This window comes from Secundilactobacillus hailunensis (assembly GCF_005405185.1).
In the GTDB taxonomy this organism is placed as follows: Bacteria; Bacillota; Bacilli; order Lactobacillales; family Lactobacillaceae; genus Secundilactobacillus; species Secundilactobacillus hailunensis.
The window spans coordinates 33,466-56,948 of the sequence record NZ_BJDO01000011.1; the positions used below are offsets into that span (position 1 = coordinate 33,466).

General features: G+C 45.8%; 23 protein-coding genes. 12 read left to right on the plus strand and 11 right to left on the minus strand.

Annotation, left to right across the window (positions count from 1 at the left end; translation table 11 throughout):
• Positions 1-315 precede the first annotated feature (315 nt).
• The 4 genes from FFM73_RS04655 to FFM73_RS04670 all read right to left on the minus strand — a co-directional run bounded on the left by FFM73_RS04655 (position 316) and on the right by FFM73_RS04670 (position 3,834).
• The gene (locus FFM73_RS04655; protein WP_137630623.1) at positions 316-843 is read right to left on the minus strand and encodes a nitroreductase family protein; all 528 of its coding nucleotides are present in this window, start codon (positions 841-843) and stop codon (positions 316-318) included.
• An 87-nt stretch (positions 844-930) separates the two neighbouring features.
• Positions 931-1,809, minus strand: a complete 879-nt coding sequence (gene pepI / locus FFM73_RS04660; RefSeq protein WP_137630624.1) for a proline iminopeptidase — start codon at positions 1,807-1,809, stop codon at positions 931-933.
• Between the two features lie 227 nt (positions 1,810-2,036).
• Positions 2,037-2,981, minus strand: a complete 945-nt coding sequence (locus FFM73_RS04665) for an amidohydrolase family protein (protein ID WP_137630625.1) — start codon at positions 2,979-2,981, stop codon at positions 2,037-2,039.
• Between the two features lie 13 nt (positions 2,982-2,994).
• The gene (locus tag FFM73_RS04670; protein WP_137630626.1) at positions 2,995-3,834 is read right to left on the minus strand and encodes an alpha/beta fold hydrolase; all 840 of its coding nucleotides are present in this window, start codon (positions 3,832-3,834) and stop codon (positions 2,995-2,997) included.
• A 131-nt stretch (positions 3,835-3,965) separates the two neighbouring features.
• On the opposite strand from FFM73_RS04670, the gene FFM73_RS04675 reads away from it, so the two are divergent.
• The 3 genes from FFM73_RS04675 to brnQ all read left to right on the plus strand — a co-directional run bounded on the left by FFM73_RS04675 (position 3,966) and on the right by brnQ (position 6,719).
• Positions 3,966-4,514: a TetR/AcrR family transcriptional regulator gene (locus FFM73_RS04675; RefSeq protein ID WP_137630627.1), complete on the plus strand. Its 549-nt coding sequence runs from the start codon at positions 3,966-3,968 to the stop codon at positions 4,512-4,514.
• A 94-nt stretch (positions 4,515-4,608) separates the two neighbouring features.
• On the plus strand, positions 4,609-5,136 hold the full coding sequence (locus FFM73_RS04680) for a GNAT family N-acetyltransferase (RefSeq protein ID WP_137630628.1): 528 nt from the start codon (positions 4,609-4,611) through the stop codon (positions 5,134-5,136).
• Positions 5,137-5,381: 245 nt separating this feature from the next.
• Positions 5,382-6,719: a branched-chain amino acid transport system II carrier protein gene (brnQ, locus tag FFM73_RS04685; RefSeq protein ID WP_137630629.1), complete on the plus strand. Its 1,338-nt coding sequence runs from the start codon at positions 5,382-5,384 to the stop codon at positions 6,717-6,719.
• Positions 6,720-6,783: 64 nt separating this feature from the next.
• On the opposite strand, the gene FFM73_RS04690 is transcribed toward brnQ, so the two are convergent.
• Complete coding sequence (locus tag FFM73_RS04690; protein ID WP_137630630.1) at positions 6,784-7,428, minus strand: LysM peptidoglycan-binding domain-containing protein; 645 nt, start codon at positions 7,426-7,428, stop codon at positions 6,784-6,786.
• Between the two features lie 487 nt (positions 7,429-7,915).
• Between FFM73_RS04690 and nrdD the strand changes: the two genes are divergently transcribed.
• The 3 genes from nrdD to FFM73_RS04705 all read left to right on the plus strand — a co-directional run bounded on the left by nrdD (position 7,916) and on the right by FFM73_RS04705 (position 12,133).
• Positions 7,916-10,114 (plus strand): anaerobic ribonucleoside-triphosphate reductase, encoded by a 2,199-nt coding sequence (nrdD, locus tag FFM73_RS04695; protein WP_137630631.1) that lies wholly within the window; start codon positions 7,916-7,918, stop codon positions 10,112-10,114.
• 10 nt (positions 10,115-10,124) lie between these two features.
• The gene (gene nrdG / locus FFM73_RS04700; RefSeq protein WP_137630632.1) at positions 10,125-10,709 is read left to right on the plus strand and encodes an anaerobic ribonucleoside-triphosphate reductase activating protein; all 585 of its coding nucleotides are present in this window, start codon (positions 10,125-10,127) and stop codon (positions 10,707-10,709) included.
• Between the two features lie 233 nt (positions 10,710-10,942).
• The gene (locus tag FFM73_RS04705; RefSeq protein ID WP_137630633.1) at positions 10,943-12,133 is read left to right on the plus strand and encodes an MFS transporter; all 1,191 of its coding nucleotides are present in this window, start codon (positions 10,943-10,945) and stop codon (positions 12,131-12,133) included.
• Positions 12,134-12,189: 56 nt separating this feature from the next.
• On the opposite strand, the gene FFM73_RS04710 is transcribed toward FFM73_RS04705, so the two are convergent.
• Positions 12,190-12,804, minus strand: a complete 615-nt coding sequence (locus FFM73_RS04710; protein WP_137630634.1) for a hypothetical protein — start codon at positions 12,802-12,804, stop codon at positions 12,190-12,192.
• A gap of 312 nt (positions 12,805-13,116) precedes the next feature.
• Between FFM73_RS04710 and FFM73_RS04715 the strand changes: the two genes are divergently transcribed.
• The gene (locus FFM73_RS04715) at positions 13,117-14,223 is read left to right on the plus strand and encodes a GGDEF domain-containing protein (protein ID WP_171001208.1); all 1,107 of its coding nucleotides are present in this window, start codon (positions 13,117-13,119) and stop codon (positions 14,221-14,223) included.
• Positions 14,224-14,294: 71 nt separating this feature from the next.
• Complete coding sequence (locus FFM73_RS04720) at positions 14,295-14,738, plus strand: universal stress protein (protein WP_137630636.1); 444 nt, start codon at positions 14,295-14,297, stop codon at positions 14,736-14,738.
• Between the two features lie 84 nt (positions 14,739-14,822).
• Here FFM73_RS04720 and FFM73_RS04725 read toward each other — a convergent pair whose 3' ends face one another.
• The 4 genes from FFM73_RS04725 to FFM73_RS04740 form a co-directional block, all read right to left on the minus strand.
• Entirely contained in the window at positions 14,823-15,353 is a 531-nt protein-coding gene (locus tag FFM73_RS04725; RefSeq protein ID WP_137630637.1) for a hypothetical protein, read from the minus strand.
• Entirely contained in the window at positions 15,343-16,965 is a 1,623-nt protein-coding gene (locus tag FFM73_RS04730; RefSeq protein ID WP_137630638.1) for an APC family permease, read from the minus strand. The genes FFM73_RS04725 and FFM73_RS04730 overlap by 11 nt, the downstream gene beginning before the upstream one ends.
• Before the next feature lie 108 nt (positions 16,966-17,073).
• On the minus strand, positions 17,074-17,589 hold the full coding sequence (locus FFM73_RS04735; RefSeq protein WP_137630639.1) for a universal stress protein: 516 nt from the start codon (positions 17,587-17,589) through the stop codon (positions 17,074-17,076).
• Between the two features lie 68 nt (positions 17,590-17,657).
• Positions 17,658-18,167, minus strand: coding sequence for a YbhB/YbcL family Raf kinase inhibitor-like protein (locus FFM73_RS04740; RefSeq protein ID WP_137630645.1), 510 nt, complete (start codon positions 18,165-18,167; stop codon positions 17,658-17,660).
• 156 nt (positions 18,168-18,323) lie between these two features.
• Here FFM73_RS04740 and FFM73_RS04745 point away from each other — a divergent pair, with 156 nt between their 5' ends.
• Positions 18,324-19,475 (plus strand): ArgE/DapE family deacylase, encoded by a 1,152-nt coding sequence (locus tag FFM73_RS04745; RefSeq protein WP_137630640.1) that lies wholly within the window; start codon positions 18,324-18,326, stop codon positions 19,473-19,475.
• A 152-nt stretch (positions 19,476-19,627) separates the two neighbouring features.
• A complete protein-coding gene (locus FFM73_RS04750) occupies positions 19,628-20,515 on the plus strand; it encodes a DMT family transporter (RefSeq protein ID WP_137630641.1) in 888 nt (295 codons plus the stop codon).
• Positions 20,516-20,607: 92 nt separating this feature from the next.
• Here the strand turns inward: FFM73_RS04750 and FFM73_RS04755 are convergent, their stop codons facing one another.
• Positions 20,608-21,309, minus strand: coding sequence for a hypothetical protein (locus FFM73_RS04755; RefSeq protein ID WP_137630642.1), 702 nt, complete (start codon positions 21,307-21,309; stop codon positions 20,608-20,610).
• Positions 21,310-21,497: 188 nt separating this feature from the next.
• Between FFM73_RS04755 and FFM73_RS04760 the strand changes: the two genes are divergently transcribed.
• Positions 21,498-22,481, plus strand: a complete 984-nt coding sequence (locus FFM73_RS04760) for a LacI family DNA-binding transcriptional regulator (RefSeq protein ID WP_137630643.1) — start codon at positions 21,498-21,500, stop codon at positions 22,479-22,481.
• Between the two features lie 21 nt (positions 22,482-22,502).
• Positions 22,503-23,366: an aldo/keto reductase gene (locus FFM73_RS04765; RefSeq protein WP_137630644.1), complete on the plus strand. Its 864-nt coding sequence runs from the start codon at positions 22,503-22,505 to the stop codon at positions 23,364-23,366.
• Positions 23,367-23,483: the final 117 nt, after the last annotated feature.

Consider the following 23,483-nt stretch of genomic DNA (forward strand, 5'->3'; position numbering starts at 1 on the left):
TGAACGGTCCTGTATCTTTTCTTAAAGAGCCACTGTAATTGAGAAAGCCGGTCGTTATAAGTCCTGACGAGATAAAATAAACTTCTCCCTGTAAATTTTAATAAACTAAGTGTTATTTCCCCCATAATAGATAACCAATAGTTCTCGCGCAGGTTGATCAGGTGACTATTAATTATGGCGTTAAAGAGCTTCGAACCTCCCCAGTTCGGAGCTTTTTGTATGGACTAAATAATAGCTAGTGAAAAGGGACCTGATACTTCGCTTTGAAGTACCAGGTCCCTTTGAGTTTTAGTAGATTAGCCTAATAAATTTCTGCTAATCAAGAATATTCGTTTTGATTCGATTCTTAGGAATATCACGGTCAGCGTAGGCATCGTCAGTTGGACCAACCACTAAACCGGCAACTGGTGTTAAGCCAGCGTCGATCTTCAGGGTTTGCTTTAATTGAGCGTCGTTAGCGACTGCGGCAATTGCACCCCAGATATGGCAAGCACCAAGATCGAGATCTACCGCTGCGAGGTTGAGATTTTCAATCACCGTGGCGGCGTTTGAATATGGCGAATTGTCGCTGGCATCGCCCTTAACTTGGGTTGAAACAATGATCAGCATTGGTGCGCCGTACAGCATTTTTTCGTGACCGAATGCCTTGGCAGCCGTGTCATCGATCTGGGCTAATAGCTTAGAATCCTGAACCACGGTCAGTACAAGTGAATCGTATTGACCCATTGAGATTGGTGACGCGTATGCTGCTTTCAGCAACTGGTCACGTTGTTCAACCGTGACGGGATCACCCGTGTAACTCCGGACTGATTTCCGTTCTAACAAGGCTTTCATAGTGTTCATTCTTATCAGCTTCCTTTGCGTTCAGTCTATCACTAAAATAGGGTACTTGGAATTTAAACGTTTAATGTTTAAAGTGATTGGATTGAATTAATCGTTTTCCTTCAGCCAGTTATCCAGTACGCTAATAAATTCGTCGTGCTGATCCAGTAAGGCCAGGTGGCGACTATTTTCGAACAAGTGCCATTTAGCACCCGGAATATGATCATAGACGGACTTAGCAATGAGCGGTGTACATAAGTCATCCGTCCCATTAGTGACTAAAACGGGCACGTGAATTTTATGCAGGTCATCGGTCACGTCGTAATCGCTGATTGTCCCGTTTTCGGTAAATTCGTTAGGACCTTCAGCGATTAAACTAGCGCGCTTCCCGTTGGTTTCCCGACGCAGTGGTTCTGGTGAGTTTTCGTCGGGATCATCCCAGCAATAACGTTCCATGTAGCGGTCATTGGCAGCTAAGTATTTTGGACCGGTAAAGTCGCCGGTGCGCTCAGCTTCGGCAATCGCTTCGCGGTCTTCGTAGCTTAAGTAGGAAATTAAACGGTGCTGCTCTTTCGTCCAGAGCTTAATTGAAGCCGGGGAGCCATCGATCATGACACTCTTGACCCCAGTTTGGTCGTATTGCGTCAGGTAGAGCATTTCCAGCATACCGCCCCATGATTGACCCAGCATATGGATTTGGTCCAAGTGCAAGTATTTTCGCAGTGCAATCAGTTCTTCTGCCCAGGTTTCCTTAACGTAGACGCTTTTATCTTCCGGTAATGACGATTTACCGCAGCCAACTTGGTCGTACATGATCAGCTGACGGCCAGTTTCGGCGTAGTCATCCAGCAATTCAAAATAGTTGTGAGATGAACCGGGACCACCGTGAATTAGCAGTAGTGGTGCCTTTCCAGGTGTTTTTTCACCCACGATACGATAGTAGGTTTTGTAGCCGTGAAATGGCATGTAGCCTTCCTTGATCTTCATTGTTTATCGATCCCCTTTGTTATGTAGTTTCACTATCGATTGTACTCCTGATTTTGGTGGGTGTTGAGGGGCTTTGGGTGGTTGGTGGATTTATTTTACGTAGCTGAAACGTGCAAAAACGGGCATGCCCCGGCCATATAAGACAAAAAAACGAGTACCAGTCAAAAACCGACCGGTACTCGTTTTTTCGTCTTATATTCTGGGGCATTAACGCTCGTTTTTACACTCTACTTCTTTAACAACTCCTGCCCATTTTTCATAAAGATCCGCTGTTTCAACGCATCTGAAAGTAGGCCAGTAGTTTCCAGCTGTTTAGTTAATGATAATACCGCTGGGGTTGGCGTATATGGTGTATCTGAAGCATACAACAATTTATTTGGATCGATCAATTCCAGCAAAGTTGGCAATTGCTGTGGCAGAACCATACCAGCTACATCAAAGTACTGATTACTCATCACACTCATGATATCAACTTGATCATCAGTTAAATCATGGTTTAAGGCCTGCGTTAGATATTGGACTCGGCTTGCAACGATTGGTAGCACCGCACCCGCGTGAGGAATAATGAAGCGGATGTTTGGATAACGAGTGAAGATACCATTTTGCAGCATGTTTAAGACCGTTCGCGTGGTATCAAAGAAGAACTCCACGATTGGTGCTGGGATCTGGCTAGTAACCGTTGGATCTTCGACACCAGGCGCGTTGGGATGCAAAGCTACGATGGCATGGTTGTCATCCAACGTCTGCATGATTGGATCAAGACGCTTATCGCCGAGGTAAATGCCGCGGGAGTTCGTTGGCAACGTGAACCCGGTAGCGTCATCAGCTAAAGCATCCTTGATTGCTTTTTGGCTGGCCTCCACGTATGGCAGTGGTAATGAAGCGAAGAAGCCAATCTTATCTTTATAATTTTGGTGTTGCTTAGCGGCGTATTCGTTAACTTCCTGCGCTAATTCAATGGTGCTGGATTTTTCACCGGTGTTGATGTGCGGTGACGAAATCGAAATGACAGAATAGTCAATGTTAACTTGATCCATGATGGAAAGGGTCGTATCAATGGTGTATTCAGGCGTTGGCACACCATCACCCATGTCGTTGAACTGGTCTTTCAAATACTTCTTGTAACCAGGTGAGAGATAGTGAGCGTGAAAGTCGATTTTGTGATAAGTCATCTATAAAAACCTCCTATAATAAAACTGCTTCTAGCGTCGTTGCGAAACCTTCTGGCTTTTGAGCATAGCCCAAGTGACCGCCAGGAATATCGTAAATCGGTAGGTGCCAGTAGTTAGCCAGAAAAGCATTCACATCTTGTGGATAAGAACCAACTGAATCGGTCCCATTAAGTAAATGAATTCGATCACTGTACTTAGCCAGCTTATCGATATCCATTTCACGGCTGGTATATTGACGGATCTCATACTGGAACCAGTACTTCATGCCAGCAACGGCTGGGTCGTCATTACCGCTTAATGAAACGGCTGGTTTAGTCATCATTTTAGCATCTAAGTCACCAATGCGCATGGTTTGACCAAACTTTTTCATGGCGACACCCATATCCTGGTTAAAAGCTTCTTTGACGATTTCGTCATTATCAGCCTGATCCTTTTTGACAGTCGGTAAGAAGCTGTTGATTGGCGGTTCGTGGAAAGCAGCGCCTTTGATAATGTCTGGATAATCCTGCAGGGTTTCCATGGCGACGATTGAACCGGAACTAGAACCCATGATGTAAACGGGGTCGTTGGGGCTAAGCTTTTTAGCTAAGGCGGCCACGTCACTGGCATCTGTCTTCAAACGGTAAGTGCTGTGAATTTCGGATGCTTCATCTGGCAGCGGTTCAGTTAATTTACTGTTACCGTAACCGCGACGGTCATAGGTGACCACGGTAAACTTGTGCTGTAAGAACTTGGCAGCCCCTTGGAAGATGTTGCCGGTACCGTTAGCACCTGGAATTAAGATCAAAACGGGGCCGTTATTACCCGTTACGTTGTAGTCTAAGTTTGTACCAGTTTGGTTTAATGTTGTCATATTCAAGACTCCTTTGATTGATTTAAGACTTGCTGAATCCAGTGATTTAAGATAAACTCATGTCATGAGTTTTGAACTGTAAATGTATTATAAACTCATACCATGAGTTTTGCAAGCGAGGAGATTAAAAAATGAAACGTGGACAATTATCCCGTGAGATCATCTTAGAAAAGGGGCTGGCAATCGCCAGTGAATCGGGGCTAAATGGCATTACCTATAATGGTTTAGCTCGCGATATTGGTATTCGGCCGCAGTCGATGTACCGGTACGTCAAGGATATTGCTACCGTTAAAAGCGGCATTGTGGCGTTGTACGTTCAGCAATTAGTCACCTATTTAAAGCAGCAACTGAGTAAATTAACGGGCAAATCTGCGCTGCGACAGCTAGCGGTTGCCTTTATTGACTTCACTCAATCGGGAATGCCGTTTACTGATATGGTGTGGGGAATCTCTTATTATAGCGACGAAGCACCGGTAGCGGATGCCATGGCACAATTGCGGCAGTTGACTCAGGGACTGGTTGCTGAGGTGAGCGCGGACGAAAAATTGGTAAAGGCGAATACGGCCCTCTTTTTAGAATTTGTGATCGGTCATCTGGCACTGCTGACGGCCAGAAAAGAACCACAACGCGATCAGACGATTTTTGACCAGAACGTTGACCGGATCATTGATCAATTTTAGCGAGGGCAATGGCTGGAAATGCTAGGGATCGTATCGTAAAATGGTCTTAGTGATTTTGTACACAATACAGGGTGAAGGTATGGTGAGGCCAATCATGGCAGATTCAGTGGTTCAGTTAACAACGGCAGATGTGGCAAAGCTGCAAATGGTCAGTCAAGAAACGTTCAAAGATACTTTTGGAGCCTATAATACGGATGATGATATGGACTGGTATCTTAATAATCAGCTCAGCATTCAACGGCTTGAAGAACAGCTCCAAACTGAGAATTCCTTTTTCTACTTTTTGGAAAAGAATCATCAGGTCGTGGGTTATCTGAAGCTAAATATTAATGATGCTCAGTCAGAAGATCAGGGCAAAGACGCCCTAGAAGTTGAGCGAATCTATGTCCGTCCAGACTATAAACGATTGGGGTATGGCCGTCAGTTAATGGATTATGCAGTGACGCGCGCCTATCAGCTGGATAAAAAATTTGTTTGGTTAGGCGTGTGGGAGTATAACCATGCTGCTCAAAAATTTTATGCGGCGTTAGGGTTTAGCGAATTTGGCGATCACTTGTTTACATTGGGTGGTGCCCGGCAGCGCGATGTGCTGATGAAAAAGGAATTGAGAGCGAGAGTGTAACAAGAGGCGTTGTGCCCCAGAGTATAAGACGAAAAAACAAGTACCGGTCGGTTTTTGACTGGTGCTTGTTTTTTCGTCTTATACGGCCGGGGCATGCCGACTTGTTGCACGTTTAGACAAGGTAAAAGTAACGAACCACAATGGTCTCCCCGGGCTTTCCTAAAATTATCATCGTTTTCCCCTCAAAACACTAATCGATAACGGTAAAATAAAAGAAGTATTCTATGTAAAAGGGGAGAGCAACAATGAACACGCAAAAACTAAGCAGTCGCAACCTAATCGTCATCGGCATGATGCTGTTTGGCCTCTTTTTTGGCGCGGGTAATTTGATTTTTCCCGTCTTTGTTGGCCAACAAGCTGGGACCCATTACTGGCCAGCCTTAATCGGTTTTTTAATTTCGGGAGTTGGACTGCCGCTGTTAGGCGTAGCCGCCATCGGGATTACGAAATCGGCGGGTGTTTTTCAATTGGCGCAGCGAGTTAACCGGTTTTACGCCTATGGGTTCACCGTTTTACTGTATCTCTGTATTGGGCCACTATTTGCGTTACCGCGCCTGGCTTCAATTTCCTTTGAAGTGGGATTAAGCCCATTTGTGGCACCGGCCCATCAAACTAGTGGGCTGCTGATCTATTCCATACTGTTCTTCCTAGCTGCTTGGTGGTTTGCCCGTAAGCCCGGTAAAATTATGGTCTACGTTGGCCAGTTTTTAACGCCAGCGTTTTTGATCTTACTGGCGGCCATTTTGATCTTAGTGGTGGTCAAACCCATGGGTAGCGGTCAAGCACCAGTTGGCGATTACGTAAAGAGTCCAATCGTAGCAGGTTTTACAGCCGGCTATTCCACGATGGACGCCTTGGCAGCCTTAGCGTTTGGCATTATCGTGGTCAATGCTATTCGGGGATTAGGGATCACCGAGCCCACGCGAATCGCCGGTGATACCGTTCGAGCTGGCAGTATTGCAATCGTTTTGATGGCACTGATATACGGTTTGCTGGGCCTATTGGGACGCAATGCGTTAGGACAATTCAGCCGGGCCGCGAACGGTGGACCGGTATTAGCTAACGTTGCCCACTATTATTTTGGTGATTTTGGAAACTTACTGTTAGCCTTGCTGGTAATTTTAGCGTGCTTGAAAACGGCAATTGGTCTCATAACAGCGTTTGGTGATACGTTTAAAGAATTGTTTCCCCGCGTACCTTACGCGGCATTGATTATTTTTGCCAGTGCCACGCCGTTGATCTTTGCAAACATCGGCTTAAACCGATTATTGACCTTTTCGACACCGCTACTGTACTTCATTTATCCACTGGCCATTACGCTGATTTTAATGAGCTTACTGACCCCCATTTTAGGGGATTCGCGCTGGCTATTTGGCACGGTAACTATTTTTACGCTGATTCCAGCATTGCTAGATGGGTTAAATGCTTTGCCAGCTAATCTGCATCAGGGCTGGATCAATAGTATCTTAACGGTTGGTCACTTACTGCCGGGCTTTAGCATGGGCCTTGGCTGGACGGTGCCTTCATTGATTGGTCTAGCAGTCGGCTGGGGCTTGTCGGTGACGGTTGGTCGCCGCAATTAAGGGCAAAGAAAAAAGCATTACGACCAGTGTCGTAATGCTTTTATAATCAAAGTTAGAGTTCAGTTTATAAAGCCCAGGCACCCATACCTTGTGCTTTGTAAAGTGAAACTGCAGCGTTCACTTGGGCGTTTACATCGCCGCCGTTAATGTGCATGTTTTGGAACAGACCGTAAGCACCAGATGAACTGTTACGGATGTTTGAGTTCCAGCCTGATTCACGGGTGATGATGGCGTTCCAAGTAGAAGCGGGAACACCGGTCCGTGAAGCCATTTGGCTCAAGACGTAGCTCTTAGTGCTGCCACCGTTGGTACTTGCTGCACCAGTGTTGCTAGTGGTTTGAGCAGCAGCCGTGTTAGTGTTGTTTGACTGTGCTTGGTAACCACTGTAGTTGCTGGTTTGGCTTTGAGTGTTGCCAGTATATGCTGAAGTTGATTGACTAGTAGCTGCTGGTTGAGTAGCAGTGGTTTGACTAGTCGTTGAGCCATCAGGGATCGTTAAGTTTTCACCGGGGTGAATCATGTGAGCACTGATGTGGTTTGCTTGTTCGATTGAGTTCATCGAAGTATGGAAGATCTGTGAGATGCCCCATACTGAGTCACCTGACTTAACGGTGTAAGTCGTAGATGCGCTAGCGCCGGTTGCGCCAGCAAAGAACAATGCGACAGCTGCTGCGGATGTTGCTAAGATTGAAGTAACAAATTTTTTCAAGTATATACACTCCTATAATTTAAACCTGTAAGGTCCATCAATGTGTCGATTCATATCAATCAACAAAACTGAGTTTACATGGTTGGTATTACCTGGACGTATCACAGGTTTTAAGAAAATAAGTCACTATGCAACAAGAAATCAGGCTTTTGTAATATTTGAAATATTAAAGGTTCCATTAAGCAAAACGTATAAACGGGGTAGCTTCGAGTAAAGTCAACGCTTCCAAAATCAGTTATAGCTGAGGTAGATGTTAAATATATTACTGAAAAATGAATTTTAGAAACATAAAGGCCACTTGAAAATGTCAAAAAAGGGTTGATCTAAAAAAGATTGCCAGACATATTTCTAGAATACTATGATGAGGGATACTATATATTGTGGTAATATTGGAAAATTCTTTCGGATTTCACACAATATATGGTTGCAGTGCGTGATGCAAGCCTATATTATGAACTTATGGCACTAAAAAATTGGAGTGATCGGAATGCAGGAACCAAAAGAACTAACGATTGAAACGTTAACAGTTCTCAAACGGGATGGTCGTGCCGTTAAGTTCGATACCAAAAAAATCGAACGGGCAATCAAACGCGCCGCTATCTCAGTGAATTCAGAACTAACAGATGAAGACCAGCACGCCATTGATGACGTGGTGGACGCTGTTTTGACTGAAATCAGCAGTCGCTTCAAAGAAAACGTCAAGATTTACGAAATTCAAAGTATTGTAGAACATGAATTAATGGAACGTCAGCAGCTTGACTGGGCAAAAGCCTACATTAATTATCGGGCGCAAAAGGATCTCAAACGCAATCAAGCCACTGATATTAACTTTACGATTCAGAAACTGCTACATAAAGATGAGACAGTGGTCAACGAAAACGCCAATAAAGATAGTAACGTTTTTAATACGCAACGTGATCTAACGGCCGGCACGGTTGCTCGAACCATGGGGCTTAAAATGCTGCCACCGAAAGTTGCTAATGCGCACTTGAAGGGTGATATTCACTGGCATGATCTGGATTACCAGCCGTACAGTCCAATGACGAACTGCTGTCTGATTGATTTTAAAGAAATGCTGAATCACGGCTTTAAAATCGGTAACGCGGAGGTTGAACCGCCGCATTCGATCCAAACCGCCACGGCCCAAATGTCACAGATCATTGCTAACGTGGCTTCTAGTCAGTACGGTGGCTGTTCCGCTGACCGGGTCGATCAATTACTGGCACCATTTGCGCTGCGTAACTACGACAAGCACATGGTTGATGCTAAGGAATGGATCAAGGGCGAAGACAACCAAAAAGCCTTTGCTAAACAAAAGACGATCAAAGATATCGATGACGCCATGCAGGCTTTGGAATACGAAATCAACACGCTGTACTCATCTCAAGGACAGACGCCATTTACCACACTGGGGTTTGGCCTGGGCACTAGCTGGGTCGAACGAGAGATTCAAAAGGCCATTCTACACGTTCGAATTGAAGGTTTAGGTAAGGAGAAGCGAACGGCGATCTTTCCGAAACTTGTCTTTACCATTAAACGCGGCTTGAATTTGAAGCCGGAAGATCCCAACTATGATATTAAGGAACTGGCTGTGGAATGTGCTACTAAGCGGATGTACCCCGACGTTTTAATGTACGATAAACTTGTTGAACTGACCGGTTCATTTAAAGCACCAATGGGCTGCCGCAGTTTTCTGCAGGGCTGGAAGGATGAAAATGGCAAGGAAGTCAACGCTGGGCGGATGAACCTAGGTGTTGTGACCCTGAACCTGCCTCGTATCGCGCTGGAATCAAAGGGTGATCAGGATAAATTCTGGTCAATCTTGAAGGAACGTCTAAGCATCTGCAAAGAAGCCTTAGTCTTCAAGGTTAACCGCGCAAAGCAAGCCACACCGCAAAACGCACCGATTCTGTATCAATACGGTGCTTTCGGCAAACGTCTGAAGCCAACTGATTCCGTGGACGAACTGTTTAAGAACCGCCGCGCAACGGTGTCACTGGGCTACATTGGGCTTTACGAAGTTGGAACGGTTTTCTATGGGCCAACTTGGGAACACAATCCGGAAGCCAAACAGTTTACGGTCGATGTGGTTAAGAAACTCTATACCAGCTGCAAAGCCTGGGAGAATCAGTACGGTTATCACTTCAGTGTTTATGCCACACCTGCTGAAAGTCTGACCAACACCTTCTGCCAAGCTGATATCAAAAAGTTTGGTCGGGTCAAGGACGTGACGGATAAGGAATACTATACCAATAGCTTCCATTATGATGTCCGAAAAGCACCAACGCCATTTGAGAAGATCGATTTTGAAAAGGATTACCCGCCATACAGTGCCGGTGGGTTCATCCACTATTGCGAATATCCTAACTTAAAGCAAAACCCCAAGGCGCTAGAAGCTGTCTGGGATTACGCTTATGACCGTATCGGTTATTTAGGAACCAACACCCCAATCGATCAATGCTTCAAGTGCGGCTTCAAGGGTGAATTTAAACCAACTGCTCGGGGTTTTTCCTGCCCGAAGTGTGGCAACACGGATCCGGCTACCTGTGACGTGGTCAAGCGGACTTGCGGTTATCTCGGTAACCCGAACCAGCGGCCAATGGTCCATGGCCGGCACGTTGAAATTGCCAGCCGGGTCAAGCACATGACGTTAGGTAACGATCAAAACAACATTGCAAGACAGTAAGGATGACAATATGCCGACAAAAAAAGTGAGATTACCCAATAACCCGCAACCGAAAGAATGGTTGGCGGATGATTTAAGTGAACAGCGGATTGCCAGCTATAAACCCTTTAACTTCGTTGATGGCGAAGGGGTGCGTTGCAGTTTGTACGTGAGCGGCTGTAAGTTCAACTGCCCAGGTTGCTACAATAAAGTCGCCCAATCCTTTCATTTTGGGACGCCCTATACGCAAGAACTGGAAGACCAGATCATTGAAGATCTCAGCCAGTCTTACGTTCAGGGGTTGACCTTATTGGGTGGTGAACCATTTTTAAATACCCAGGTCTGTCTCCGTCTGTGCCAGCGGGTTCGCAAAGAATTCGGCCATGACAAGGATATCTGGAGCTGGACGGGGTATAAATGGGAAGAACTCATGAAGGAATCTGACGACAAGAAGGAACTGCTCAGTCTGATCGATATTTTGATCGATGATAGATTCCTGCAGTCCAAAATGGATCTGACCCTCCAATTTCGGGGGAGCAGTAACCAGCGGATCATTAACGTGCCTGAATCGTTGAAAAGTGGTCAGGTTGTGATTTGGGATAGATTAGTGAAGTAGAGTGTGAAACAACACGGGTTGATTCCAGAATATAACAACAAAAAGCGGGTTCCCCGATTTTGGGAACTCGTTTTTTGTCGTTATATGGCCGGAATCAGTGTTGTGAAGCACGTTTTGACAAGCTAAAATTACTCCATCATGCCCTAACCTGCATTATTTTCCCCAAACAACTTATGTTTCTATCAAAAGTGTAGTAAGCTAGAAAAAGTAAAAAATTCGGGGAGGACAAAAAATTGAGCAAGTATCGTTTACAGGCAGTCGTCTTCGTGCTAGTGGCCTTCATGTTGGGCTGTAATGAATTTATGGTCGTGGGGGTTTTATCTGACATTGCCAGTCACCTGCACGTGTCAATTGCATTAGTCGGGTATCTGGTGACGATTTTTGCCACAGTGTATGCTGTGAGCACGCCATTTATTACCATCTTAACCAGTAAGTACAGTCGTTATAAGACCTTGCTGGTGTTAATGGTCGTATTCCTAATTGGTAACACACTAAGCGGTTTGGCCACCAATTATTGGTCAATGTTAGTGTCACGTGTTATTACAGCGGCCGTTGCCGGTTCAATTATTTCGTTGATCATGACCTTTACCACGGTGGTTGCGCCGCGGGAAAAACGGGCCAACTTGGTTTCATGGGTCTCCGCGGGCTTCAGTATCGCCGCGGTTATTGGGATCCCCATTGGAACGACCATCAGCACCAACTATGGCTGGCGTTATGCCTTCTATGCGGTTTCAGTGATTACTGTGATGATTTTCTTTCTATTAGTATGGTTGCTGCCAAAACACGTTAAACAGGTTCAGGGATCGATCAAAGGGCAATTGAGCTTGCTGAAGGATCGCCGAATTTACCTAGCGGCGATGTTAGTGCTCTTCACAGCCGCTGCCATGTATGGGTATTACACTTATATTCGGCCATTGCTGACCACTACATTAGGATTTAGTAATGCCAGTTTGAATATTTTGCTGTTTATCATCGGCTTTATGAGTATTATTAGCACGCGGTGGTCAGGGCGAATCGCAGACCATGGCGGCTTGCGTGTTATACCGAAATACTATGTGATCAATACGATTTTTCTAGTCCTTCTGCCATTAGCCTTATCAACTAAGGCGACTGGTCTGACACTGTTGCTGATGATCTCGTTGATCGTGACGATATTTAACACACCGGTTCAAATTCATTTTTTAAATGTCGCAGAACGGAACTATCCGCAATCGTTGGTATTAGCATCGTCGCTCTATTCGATCTTCTTTAACTTTGGGATTTCGTTGGGTTCAGCCACGTCGTCCGTTTTAGTGGGCACGATTGGGCTGAAGAATATTAGCTTGGGGTCAGCAGTCTATGCACTGATCTCACTGGGACTCATAATTGGCTTAAACCGTGCTATTAAAGCTAGAAAAGCCAGTCGGCAGAACCTGTCAGCTTAATCAAAAAATAAACCGCCTAGTAAATCAATTAAATGATTGACTAGACGGTTTATTTTTTATTCAATGACGTCAAGGTTACTAGGTTTCTTTAAGTACGGAATCTCGAAAGCTTGAGTGGATTTTTTATTTGGGGCAGTTACGGTATAAGTTAAGTTTGATTTATACTGGGTCAATGGTAAATTAAAGACGACTTGTTTACTGCTACCGGTATTTTTAGTCTGCAGTAGCTGATTGCCACTAAAGAGTCGAACGGTTCGTAAGGTATCCAAGGTGTTCACGGTGATGGATGCATCTGACGCGGTCCGGACTTCACCAAAATCGATGACTTCGGTGGTGGCGTAAGCGGCACTGGAAAGTTTCTTCACTTGCGTAACCCGTTGATGGGCTTTAGAAGTGCCGTAGAGTTGAAACGTGTTGTAACCAGAGAACTTATAACTGAATGAAACAGCATTCTTCTTTAATTTGTAGTAACTGGTATGGTGCCCGTATTTAACTGCGAGCAGTTTTGCCGTTTGAGGGGTTTTGACCTGTGCATTTAATTTTGATGCTGTATACGTGACGTTCTGAGTGCTAAGCTTTGGCAAAGTCTTTGCTGAAGCTGATGTTGAAGGAATAATGCTACCTCCGAACAGTACCAGAAACAGGCCAGAAATAAACAATAACTTTTTCATGCACTCTCCTTTATTTAATCGTTAAGACAGCCGACAATCGCTATACTATCACATTGAAGATAGAAGGTAAAGAAAGCCTTAAGAATTCGTACCTACCAAAGGGCTCCATTATGTCACGATAAAGTTGAGATAGCAAGCATCAGCTCCGATTTGGCACTTATAAAAAATAAGTTATTAATGAATTGGAACTCAGCGCCTTTTGGGAGTTTGTTTGAGTGGGCCTTATCATTCTGATTGGCAACAGCTAATCATTTTACCATTGTAGTCAAAAAACATATAATTAAGGAAATGACTCATGGGAGAGGTATTGTGATGGGAATGGTAACGGCTATTTTTCTGCTTAGTTTCATCAATATTGGGGTCATTGGGGTCCTGCAGCGATTAATGCATATGCTGGATCCAGATATTGAGGGCAATAATCCCTCGCCGTGGCGGACAGAGTTACTGTACACACTCTATTTTACGGCAGTCACTGCGTTTGTGTTTGTGATCGCGATTCGCTCATCATCGCTGGATCGGCTGATGTGGGTCAACCTCTCACTGGTCTTGATGATGAGTTATACGGATGCGGTGAAGACACGGTTAAATATCATTTTGCCGTTAATGATCACGGTGGCGCTGTTCTTTCTTATTACGAAATCGTTTAGTTATTGGCTGGTCTTGACCCTAACAATCGGGATTATTTTACTGCTGATAGAGCGGCAGTGGTTTTTCCCGTTCGATAAACACCCAGTGATGATTTTTAGCGTTAAAGCAGGTGTCGGTGCGATCTCCTGGGCAGGGTTGGCAGCGATGCTACATCTGCCGCTGAAGGTCCCTGTTAGCATGTATATCGTGTATCTGGTGGTCACAGCCTTGACCTATGTCTACATGGTGCTGATGCGCCAAGAACACATTAATAACGTCGATACAGCTCGAAACCTGCTTTACGATAATCTGACCCACGCCCGTAATTGGTTAAGCTTCCGGTCAGATTCTGAGGATTATTTTAAAAATGATCATCAGTTAGGAATTATTGCCCTAGACATTGATCATTTTAAACAAATTAACGATACTTATGGTCATTTAGCAGGAAATACTATTCTGATTCACTTTTCAGACCGACTGGAGGAAATCTTAGCCGAACAAACGGAAGGGGCCCGGCTTTATCGCACTGGTGGTGAAGAATTTACGATCCTCTACCCTAACGCAACTGAAGTCAGCTTAGATCAAACAGCTGATAAAATCCAAACAGCAATTCGTGGTCTACAAGTTAAAATTGACAAGGGCAGACAAATTAATGTTACAGCTTCGATGGGAGTTGAGAGGCGACATTCAGCGGATAAAAACGCTTTAGATATTTTTAAACGCGCGGATCGGCTGTTATATGAGTCCAAGCGCAAGGGCCGAAACCAAATTTCAATTGGAACAAAGCTTTAAGTTTTGGTACAATTAAAATGAAGTCAAAGTTCGTTTAACTTTTTACAATTTAAGAGAGGAAGCAGATTGGAATGGCTGAATTAAATCCAAAGAAATTCAAGCACATTTTAGTTGGGGTCGATGATTCACCGGATGCGCAGTTAGCGTTTCGTTATGCGATGAACCGTGCTAAGGAAGATGATGCAGAGCTGACGATCACCTCGATTCTAGAATCGGATGATATGAATGTGTACCAAGCTTTGAATAAAGACTTTGTGCACGGGCAACGTAATGATTTGGAAAAACACGTTTTAGGATATCAGGACTTAGCCATGCGATTTGGTATTAAGAACGTCAACGTCATTATTGGCGAGGGCGATCCTGGCGAAACCATGGTTAAGCAGATTATTCCGGAAGTGCAACCTGATCTATTGATCGTGGGTTCATTGTCCAAAAAGGGTCTTCGCAAGCGCTTTGGTTCCCAAGCGGCTTACATGGCTAAGTACGCACCAATTTCGGTATTAGTGATCCGGTAATCGTACTTAGTTAGTCTCGTTAAGTGAGTGTTAAACGCATATAAAGAAGGATTGAATTTCCGTTAGTTGGAAATTCAATCCTTCTTATTTTTTGCGTCCCTTATTTTGCCAATACTTAGTCACGTAATAATTCTGCCGGCTGACGTAGTCGATGACCATCACATCTGATTTATCGATCAGCGTGGGTGCGCCAAAGGATAAGGATTCGAAATCTACTAACTGCAACCCAATCTGATGGTCACTAATTAAGGAGATATGACCCGTATAAATTTCTGATTCAGTCACCAAACTGATCAGTCGCCGTTCATTTTGACATTCCACTAATAGCCGATCCATTGACTGCCAGCTGTGCGGTAATTGTTCTGCTAGTTGGAAGGGGTCGAAGATATTAGCGGCGTTATTTTCGGCAATCATTGACTGACAAAAGTCGAGATAAGACGAGTCAGTGACGATTTTAGATACGTGGGCGCGGCCAATCAGTTCAACGCTGTCCACCTGACCGTTGTCGTCAATGGCCACGATCAGGAGCTGCTGCGGCGTTTCAGCAACGGCGGTACCAACGACAAAGGAGTCGGCATCGTCTTCTAAGTAAAGTTCAAACAGATTATTGGCCATCTTCTATCTCGCCTCGTTCCTTGGCTTCTTGGTTGAGTTTTTGCGCCTTATGGAAGTCTTCGGTCACAACGTAGCTACGGATGCCCCACCAATAGAAGCCCAGCGATGCAATGATAATGACGACAAAGTCCAGCGGGTACGGAATCCAGTTTTGACCGTTAAACTGATGACTGCCGATGTAGGACATGATTGAAATGAAGATCAGGTAGCCGATCATCCAGCCACTGGCTTTAAAGGCCTGCTTCGTTGAAACGAAATGGTTGCGCCACTCGTAATAGAAGTAGAAGGGCAGCCCCAGTAAAATGATCAAGATCACTTCAACGGTGGTTGGCCACATGGCCCAGTAGGTTGCTAAAGAAGCTAGGACAAATGAAACGGGCGCGATCCATGGCAAGTTTTTCAAGCGAATCGGCCGGTAGAGCTTCGATCCCATTCTACGCAGTGAGACCGCGGTGACGGGGCCGGTCAAATAGGCGATCAGGGTTGCCGTTGACAAGACTGTTGCCAAGACGGCCCACGACCGGAACACGGAAACCATCACCATGCTCAGAACGGTATTGACCACCATGGCATTACGAGGAATGCCATATTTTAAGTTAATTTTACCCAAGAAATGCGGTACGTGGCGGTTGCCCTCCATGGCAAACAGCGCCCGAGCGGTGTTGGCAACGAAGGAAACGCCGGTCCCAAATGGCGAAACGAAAGCGTCCATGTATAGCAGGACGGAAAGCCAATGGATCCCCAGCAAAATTGCCATGTCAGCAAAGGGTGAGTTGAATACGATACCGTGCCAGCCAGTCGCCGCAATCATTTTCGGTGGGATGGCGGTAATGAAGGTAGATTGCAGGATCACGTACAGGATCCCGCTGATCAGCAGGGAAATGGTGATGCCACGGCCGATATTTTTCTTTGGGTGTTCAATTTCACCGCCCATGTTAATGACGGTTTGAAAGGCATCAAAGGAGAAGATGATTCCAGCTGCCGAAGTGGCGGTGAATATGGGTGCGGAACCATAGGGCATGAATTCGTGTAGATTACTGCCGTAGTTCCCCGGATGGAAACCCGACATTGTCAGCATCACGATGGTCAGCAACGGGATACCGATCTTAAACACGGAGATCAAACTGGTGAAACGGGTCAGAATCGTGACTGACCAGAAGTTGAGCGCGGTGAAGACCAAGATGAACCCAAAAACGATCAGGAGGCCACTGTTGGTAATGACACCATTGCTGAGAAAATGGTGGGTCCAATGCGCCCACGACCACGGCCAGGTACTCATGTACTGAACCGCCGCCACGGCTTCAATGGGAATCAACGTGATCAACGAGACCCAGTTAGCCCAAGCGGCGATGAAGCCTAACAGCGAACCGTGAGAATATTGGGCATACTTGCTCATGCCACCGGATTCGGGGAACATGGCGCCAATTTCAACGTAATCGTAGGCGATGGAGCCGATGACTAAGCCCCCAATGATCCAGGAAAAGATTGCCGCCGGTCCAGCAATTTTAGTGGCCTCCCACGAGCCGAACAGCCAGCCGGAACCAATTAATGATCCCAGTGCCAGCATGACTAACTGAAAGAGGTTTATTTTTTTGAATTTTGGTGCTTCCATATGTTGCCCTCCATGTTTTCATGTCCTATATGTTATTACTATGTATGAAAGAAGAGTCGAATTGAAAGGCTGCCAATTCGACTCTTCCAGCTAATTCTAATTTGAGGCTTACTTTTTTTCTTTATCTGCATTCATTTTGGTTCGGAAGGGACTTTCAATTTTCTGTCCCGGTTCGTTAGTTAAATTAGTGCGGACAACCAGTACATCGCAAGTTGCATTACGGGTCACAAAATCGGTAACAGAGCCGTTCATCACGCGTTCCAAGGTCCCCATTCCTGAGGCCCCCATCATGACCAGATCATTTTGGTGATCCTTAGTGAAGTCAAACGCGATCACCGTCTTGGGATTACCAAAACGGATGTGGGTGCTAATATCAGTTAACCCATATTTTTCCTTGATCTGACTGACTAATTCACTGAGGTATTCCGTCGCATCTTGTACGAGTGAATTCACAATGGCACCATTTGATAAGCCACCGTAGTAGTCAGACTGGTGGGTATCAATAATGCTCAGCAGATCTAGATGCGATTTATTTCGCGTTGCGACACCAATGGCCTTTGCGAGAGCCAGCTCAGCGAATTTTGAGGTATCTAATGGTACAACGATCGATTTGTATTTTAACATCGCTCTTACTTCCCTTATATCAAGCGGGTTGGGCTTGGAATTAGATGAACAGGTTTAAAATGGGTGACCTATACCCGACCTAAAACAACTTGTGTGGCTTCCGCCAAGATGTGGCCAGCCATTGCGTCATGCAGCTGGTTGAGCCAAAAACCGTTTTCTAGTGGCAATTTCGTATCTAAGGCGTAGACCGTTACCGTGTAGTGATGATCTTTGTCTGGTGGTAGCGGACCGCTGTAATGCTGACTGGTCTGTGGATTTTGATTATTCACTAAGCCGCCAGCTGTGGAATTATTACCGAATGTCATGGGCACATCGCCACTTTGACTAGCATTTTCAGGAATCGTTGTTAAGTTACCCGGCAGGTTAGCAGCGACCCAGTGAATCCAAGTGAAACCGCCGACTGGAATGGCGTCGTGGTCGATCATGGTCACTGCGTAAGTTTCCGTTTCTGCGGGTGCGTCTTTAATGTCAATGGGAAATGACCGGGTAGGGCCGTTATCAATGCGATACTCTTTGGGTGCGTACTTACCGTAAATATCGGGCAAATAACCATTTTCTTCTGGCACTTTGATTTGCATCATACCACGCTCCTTTATCGAACTTATCTCCATTATTATAACGCATTTTAAAGGCAGTGCGACAACCACTGTTCACCGAGTGTGGCAAAGGTGTATTGCAATCCTAGTTCAGAGCGGAGTATGCTGGTTTTAAATAACAATAAGGTGGCGTCTGCAGTGGAGAATACTGAAAAAATTGCGATATTACAAAAACTGATTCAAATTAAGTCGGTCAATGGTAATGAGGCCGCCGTTGCACGCTACATCGCTTCGTTATTTGCGCCTTATGAGCACCGGGCTAAGGTGGAAGCTGTTACTTATGCACCCGATCGTGATAATCTGGTGGTCACGATTGGTGATCCTGAGGGGCGACAGCTGGGCTTTTCCGGTCATGAAGACGTGGTGGATCCCGGTGATATCAGCGCTTGGCACCATGACCCATTTGCGGGTGAAATCGTCGATGGTAATCTGTATGGCCGTGGCGCTTCGGATATGAAATCTGGGCTGGCGGCGGTCGTGATCGCCATGCTGGAACTGCTTGAGGATGACGTGCCATTGAACGGCTCGATTCGCCTGCTGGCAACGGTGGGTGAAGAGACCGGTGAATACGGTGCTGCCCAGCTAACCAAGGGTGGTTACGCGGATCAGCTGGCTGGCTTGGTCATTGCAGAGCCAACTGGGTTAGACAAAATTGCCTACACCTCTCGTGGGGTGATCGACTACCATGTTGATTCGATCGGTAAATCGGTGCACAGCGCCCAGTCGTCTAAGGGCATCAATGCCATCGATAATCTGATTGTCTTCTATAATGAAGTGACGGCTATCATGCAGCAGTTTGATAAGATCGACCCGGTACTGGGCGGTCTGCTGCACAACGTGGATTTGATCTCTGGTGGCGAGCAAATCAACAGTATTCCAGGTAAGGCTCGCTTATCAGCCAACGTGCGAACCATTCCGGCGTACCCGAACCAATTGATCTATGATACACTGGAAAAGCTTGTCCATCGCTTAAATGACCGGTCTGGCTTCCAATTGAAATTATCATACAGTTACCCGGAAGAGGCGATCCCTGGCCGGGCGGATGCACCGTTAGTTAAATTAGCCCAGAAAATCGGTCACCGCATCGTCGGTAACCGCGTAATGCCAGTGGGCGCTGGCGGTGCCAGTGACGCCTCGGAATTTTTACGGGCCAACGCTCGCTTTTCAGCAATCGTTTATGGACCGGGGACCGATACGTCTCACGAAGCGGATGAGTATGTTGAAGTTGAGCAATTTTTACAGGCAACGGTACTGTATCGGAAGCTGGCGCTGGCGTTTTTGGCGGGGTGATATCTTATATTGTCTAATCGGGCTCCAGAAAGCAGAGAGCTGCATGTAAGCCCACTATGACATAAATCCAAGCCCAGGATTTTTGCCATAGTGGGCTTACACTCCGCTCTCTAAGCGCTTTTCTCCGCACCTTACAATAGGAGGCACTATTCATGCAAGTTTCAAAAGGACGCGCCAACTTAATGTTGCTGTTGGCCGCTATTATTTGGGGCGCTGGTTACATTTTTTCTAAAATGGCCACCAACGCCCACATGCAAGCCGGCTTGATCAACGCCATCCGAGGGTTCATCTACGCCGGCCTTGCCTTTATCTTTTTTCACAAATTCATTTTGAAAATGAACAGCGTTGACTTGCGAATCGGGTTAACGGCTGGGTTTATCAACTTTTTAGGGTATCAGTTTCAGACCTGGGGTTTACGGTTTACTACACCCTCTAATAACGCGTTTTTAACGGCGATCTACGTGGTGATCATTCCCCTGATCGTGTGGGTGATGTTTCGGCGCCGGCCAGAAGCGAAGAGTTATCCAGCGATTATTGTGGCCATCATTGGCATGAGTTTTTTAACCAACATCGTGCAAAATGGGTTTACCTTACATATTGGCGATTTGCTGACTCTGATCTCGGCCTTTTTTTATGCGCTGCAAATCGTTTACTTCGGCATGCGAACCACCAGCACCAGTCCCTTCGTGCTGTCATTTATGCTGGGGATCACGCAGGGGACTTTTGGCCTGATTTGGTCACTGTTATTTGAACAAACTTCCTACGGTGTAATTAATTGGCAGGCCGGTTTGTGGCCGGTGATCGTGTTAGGTATCCTGTCCTCATTTGGCGCGCAGACCCTACAGATTATCGGGCAGCGGTTTACGGATCCTACGCCAGCTGGCTTGATCTTAATGACCGAGTCCATGTTTGGCAGTATTTTCTCCGTGGTATTAGGGTTTGAGCCGTTTACCATGCATCTTTTGGTGGGAGGCGTCTTGATCGTGATTGCGATTTTGATCATGCAGCTCGACTTTTCCCGCTTTCGGTCAGTTAAATAGGTCTTAAATTCAAAAACAGCGTTCGCAAAACACCAGATGGTGTCTCGTGAACGCTGTTTTTGATCAAGTTCGACTGAATACTGCACGACTCATTACTTCACGAAGCGAAGCACGTAGTTACCCTGTGCATCTGAAGTAATCGTATAGGTAGAATATCCATCCTTCAGCCATTGCGATTTCGTGGCTTGGGCCCAACTCCTGGCGTCCGAGACGGAGGAGAAGGTATGAGACTGACTGAATGTGATGGATCCTGAGTTGTTCTTGTTGTTGTCGGTTTTCTTGGAAGATGACCCAGCAGAGTTAGAAGAAGTAGTATTGGCCGAGCTAGACGATTGCCGGGTATCGGACTTGGCTTTCGCGCCGTCTAGCTTTTTTTGTTCGCGGTTCTTAATTGTTGCATCTGATTCCTGATTAATCGAACTTTGCAAAGAGCTTCGCTGAGATGAAGTGACCCCTTTATCAGCATACGTTGACCCATTCGATGGGGCAGCGTCAGAATTGTTAGACTCTGAATCGGCCGCATCGTTTTGTGATGTGCTATCAGATTCCGTGTGACTACTTGAACTATTATCATTAACAGATTGTTCGGTGTTTTGAGCACCATTTTCGACTTTAGTCGAGCGGTTAGCAAGCCAGACGCCAACGCCGACCACCAGCGCTAGTGTTACTAAAAAGCTGACGATGATCTGCCGCAAATGCTTAGGACGTTTCGGCCCCTTCCGCTTTGGCGACTGATTCTGATCGGTGTTGAAGTTATAGCGTTGCATACGCGATTGCGGTTCTTGATTATTCACGTAAAATACCTCCAAATATCAAGAACGAGCGAACAAGCCATTAGAATACTACTAAGATTAGTTTAACTCATTTAGGCTTAAAGTTTACTATTTTTTACTCATTTTGTAAAATTTGCGTTAAATATATTAAATGGTCAGTTTATGGTAAAATCAAATGTGACGGTGTGTAGGGGAAAGGGTTGATTTGAATGTCTGCAACGATCAAGGATATTGCGGAGGCGGCTGGCGTTTCTGCCGCGACTGTTTCACGGGTACTGGCTAATAAAGAGGGGTTTTATTCACAGGCCACAGCAACGCGAGTACGTAAAATTGCGGTATCGCTAGACTATGAAAAAAATACGAGTGCGGTTGAACTGGTTACTAGAAAAAGCCGTGTCATTGGGGTGATCATTTCGGCCACTAAGACCAACTTTTCCGATAAGATTATTGAAGGTATTCACGCCGAAGCGATTCGGCATGGCCTCAGTGTGATTATGCTTTATGCGGGACAAAACGATCCGCAGTTGCAAGAACAGGCGTTACGCACCCTGATTGAGCGCGCAGTAAAGGGCATCTTAGTAGTGGCCATTCAACTGGCTGATGAGAATTTAGCCTTATTGCAGGCGTCGCAGATTCCTTATCGTTTTTTGTCGACTTCATATAATAGTAATAAGCTCCCTTCGATCGCCTCGGATGATTATCAAATTGGCTATCAGGCAACTCAGCATCTGATTGAACGCGGACACCATAAAATTGGGTTGGTCGCCATGGATACTAGCGGTCATATCGGTCAGCAGCGTGTTGCTGGTTATAAAGCAGCCATGATCCAAGCAGCGTTGTCGATCGAGGACGACTGGATCAAAGAGGGGATGTACACTTATGAAGATGGTGTGCGTGCCATGCAGACGTTTGGCCGACAGCCAGAGGTCACCGCAATCATTGGCGCCAGTGACCTGGCGGCAATTGGCGTCTTGAATCAAGCCATGCAGTATGGTATTCAAGTGCCCAAACAGCTGGCCATCATCAGTATTGATGGTACCTATCTCGCCCGCATCGTGCGGCCACAGTTAACAACGGTCACGCAGGCGTTTTATGAGATGGGGACTTTAGGGACGCAGATGTTACTGGACCAAACGCAGCAGACGGTCTCGCAATTCACACCCATTAAGATTGAAACGAGACAAAGTACATAATTTGAAAGGTGGTTTTTTATTTTGCATAATGATATTCCGCAGATTCCGTTAGCAAATGGTCAAACGATTCCTCAACTAGGCTTAGGTGTTTTCCAAGTTGATAACGAAAACGACATTAAAAATTCAGTGAAGTGGGCGCTGGCAGCCGGCTATCGCCACATTGATACCGCTGCTTACTACGGTAACGAACAGTGGGTCGGCGAAGCCATCCGTGAAAGCGGTTTGGACCGTAAAGACCTCTTTGTGACGTCCAAGCTATGGAACAGCGTGCGCGGTTATGACGAAACTAAGCAGGCCTTTCAAGCTAGTCTGGATAAATTAGGACTGGATTACTTAGACCTCTACCTCATTCACTGGCCAGCTCCAGGTTACGTTGACAGCTGGAAAGCCATGGAAGATTTGTACCGTGATGGTAAGATCAAAAACATCGGCGTTTCTAACTTTGAACAAAATCAACTAGAAGATTTGATGAGTAAAACTGAGATTAAGCCCGAGGTTGATCAGATTGAAACCCACCCTTACTTCCAGCAAAACGATATGCACACTTATCTGGAAAGCCAGGGTATCCAGCACGAAGCTTGGAGTCCCCTTGGTGGCGGTAATAATAACGCGATTAACGATCCGCTGATCAAAAAGTTAGCAGCTGTTCACAACGTGACGCCAGCTCAAGTAATCTTACGCTGGCACGTACAACGTGAAGAAGTGGTCATTCCCAAGTCGATTCACGAAGATCGAGTTAAGGCTAACCGTAATATCTTTGCGTGGGGTCTTGATGAAGATGAAATGGAAGCTATCGCTAAACTGGATCAAGGCAAGCGAGTTGGCCCAGATCCACAAGATGCGGCCTGGCTGAAAAAGTCACAAAGTTATAGTGGGCGTAAATAATAGTTAGAATCTAGTAGCACGCGTAGTGCTAGTTTCGTAATATAGCTCAGGCAGTTCACTAATCTATTCTAAGCCCACTTTTTCCTTGAATTAAATTGCTATGAACCTTGATGACAT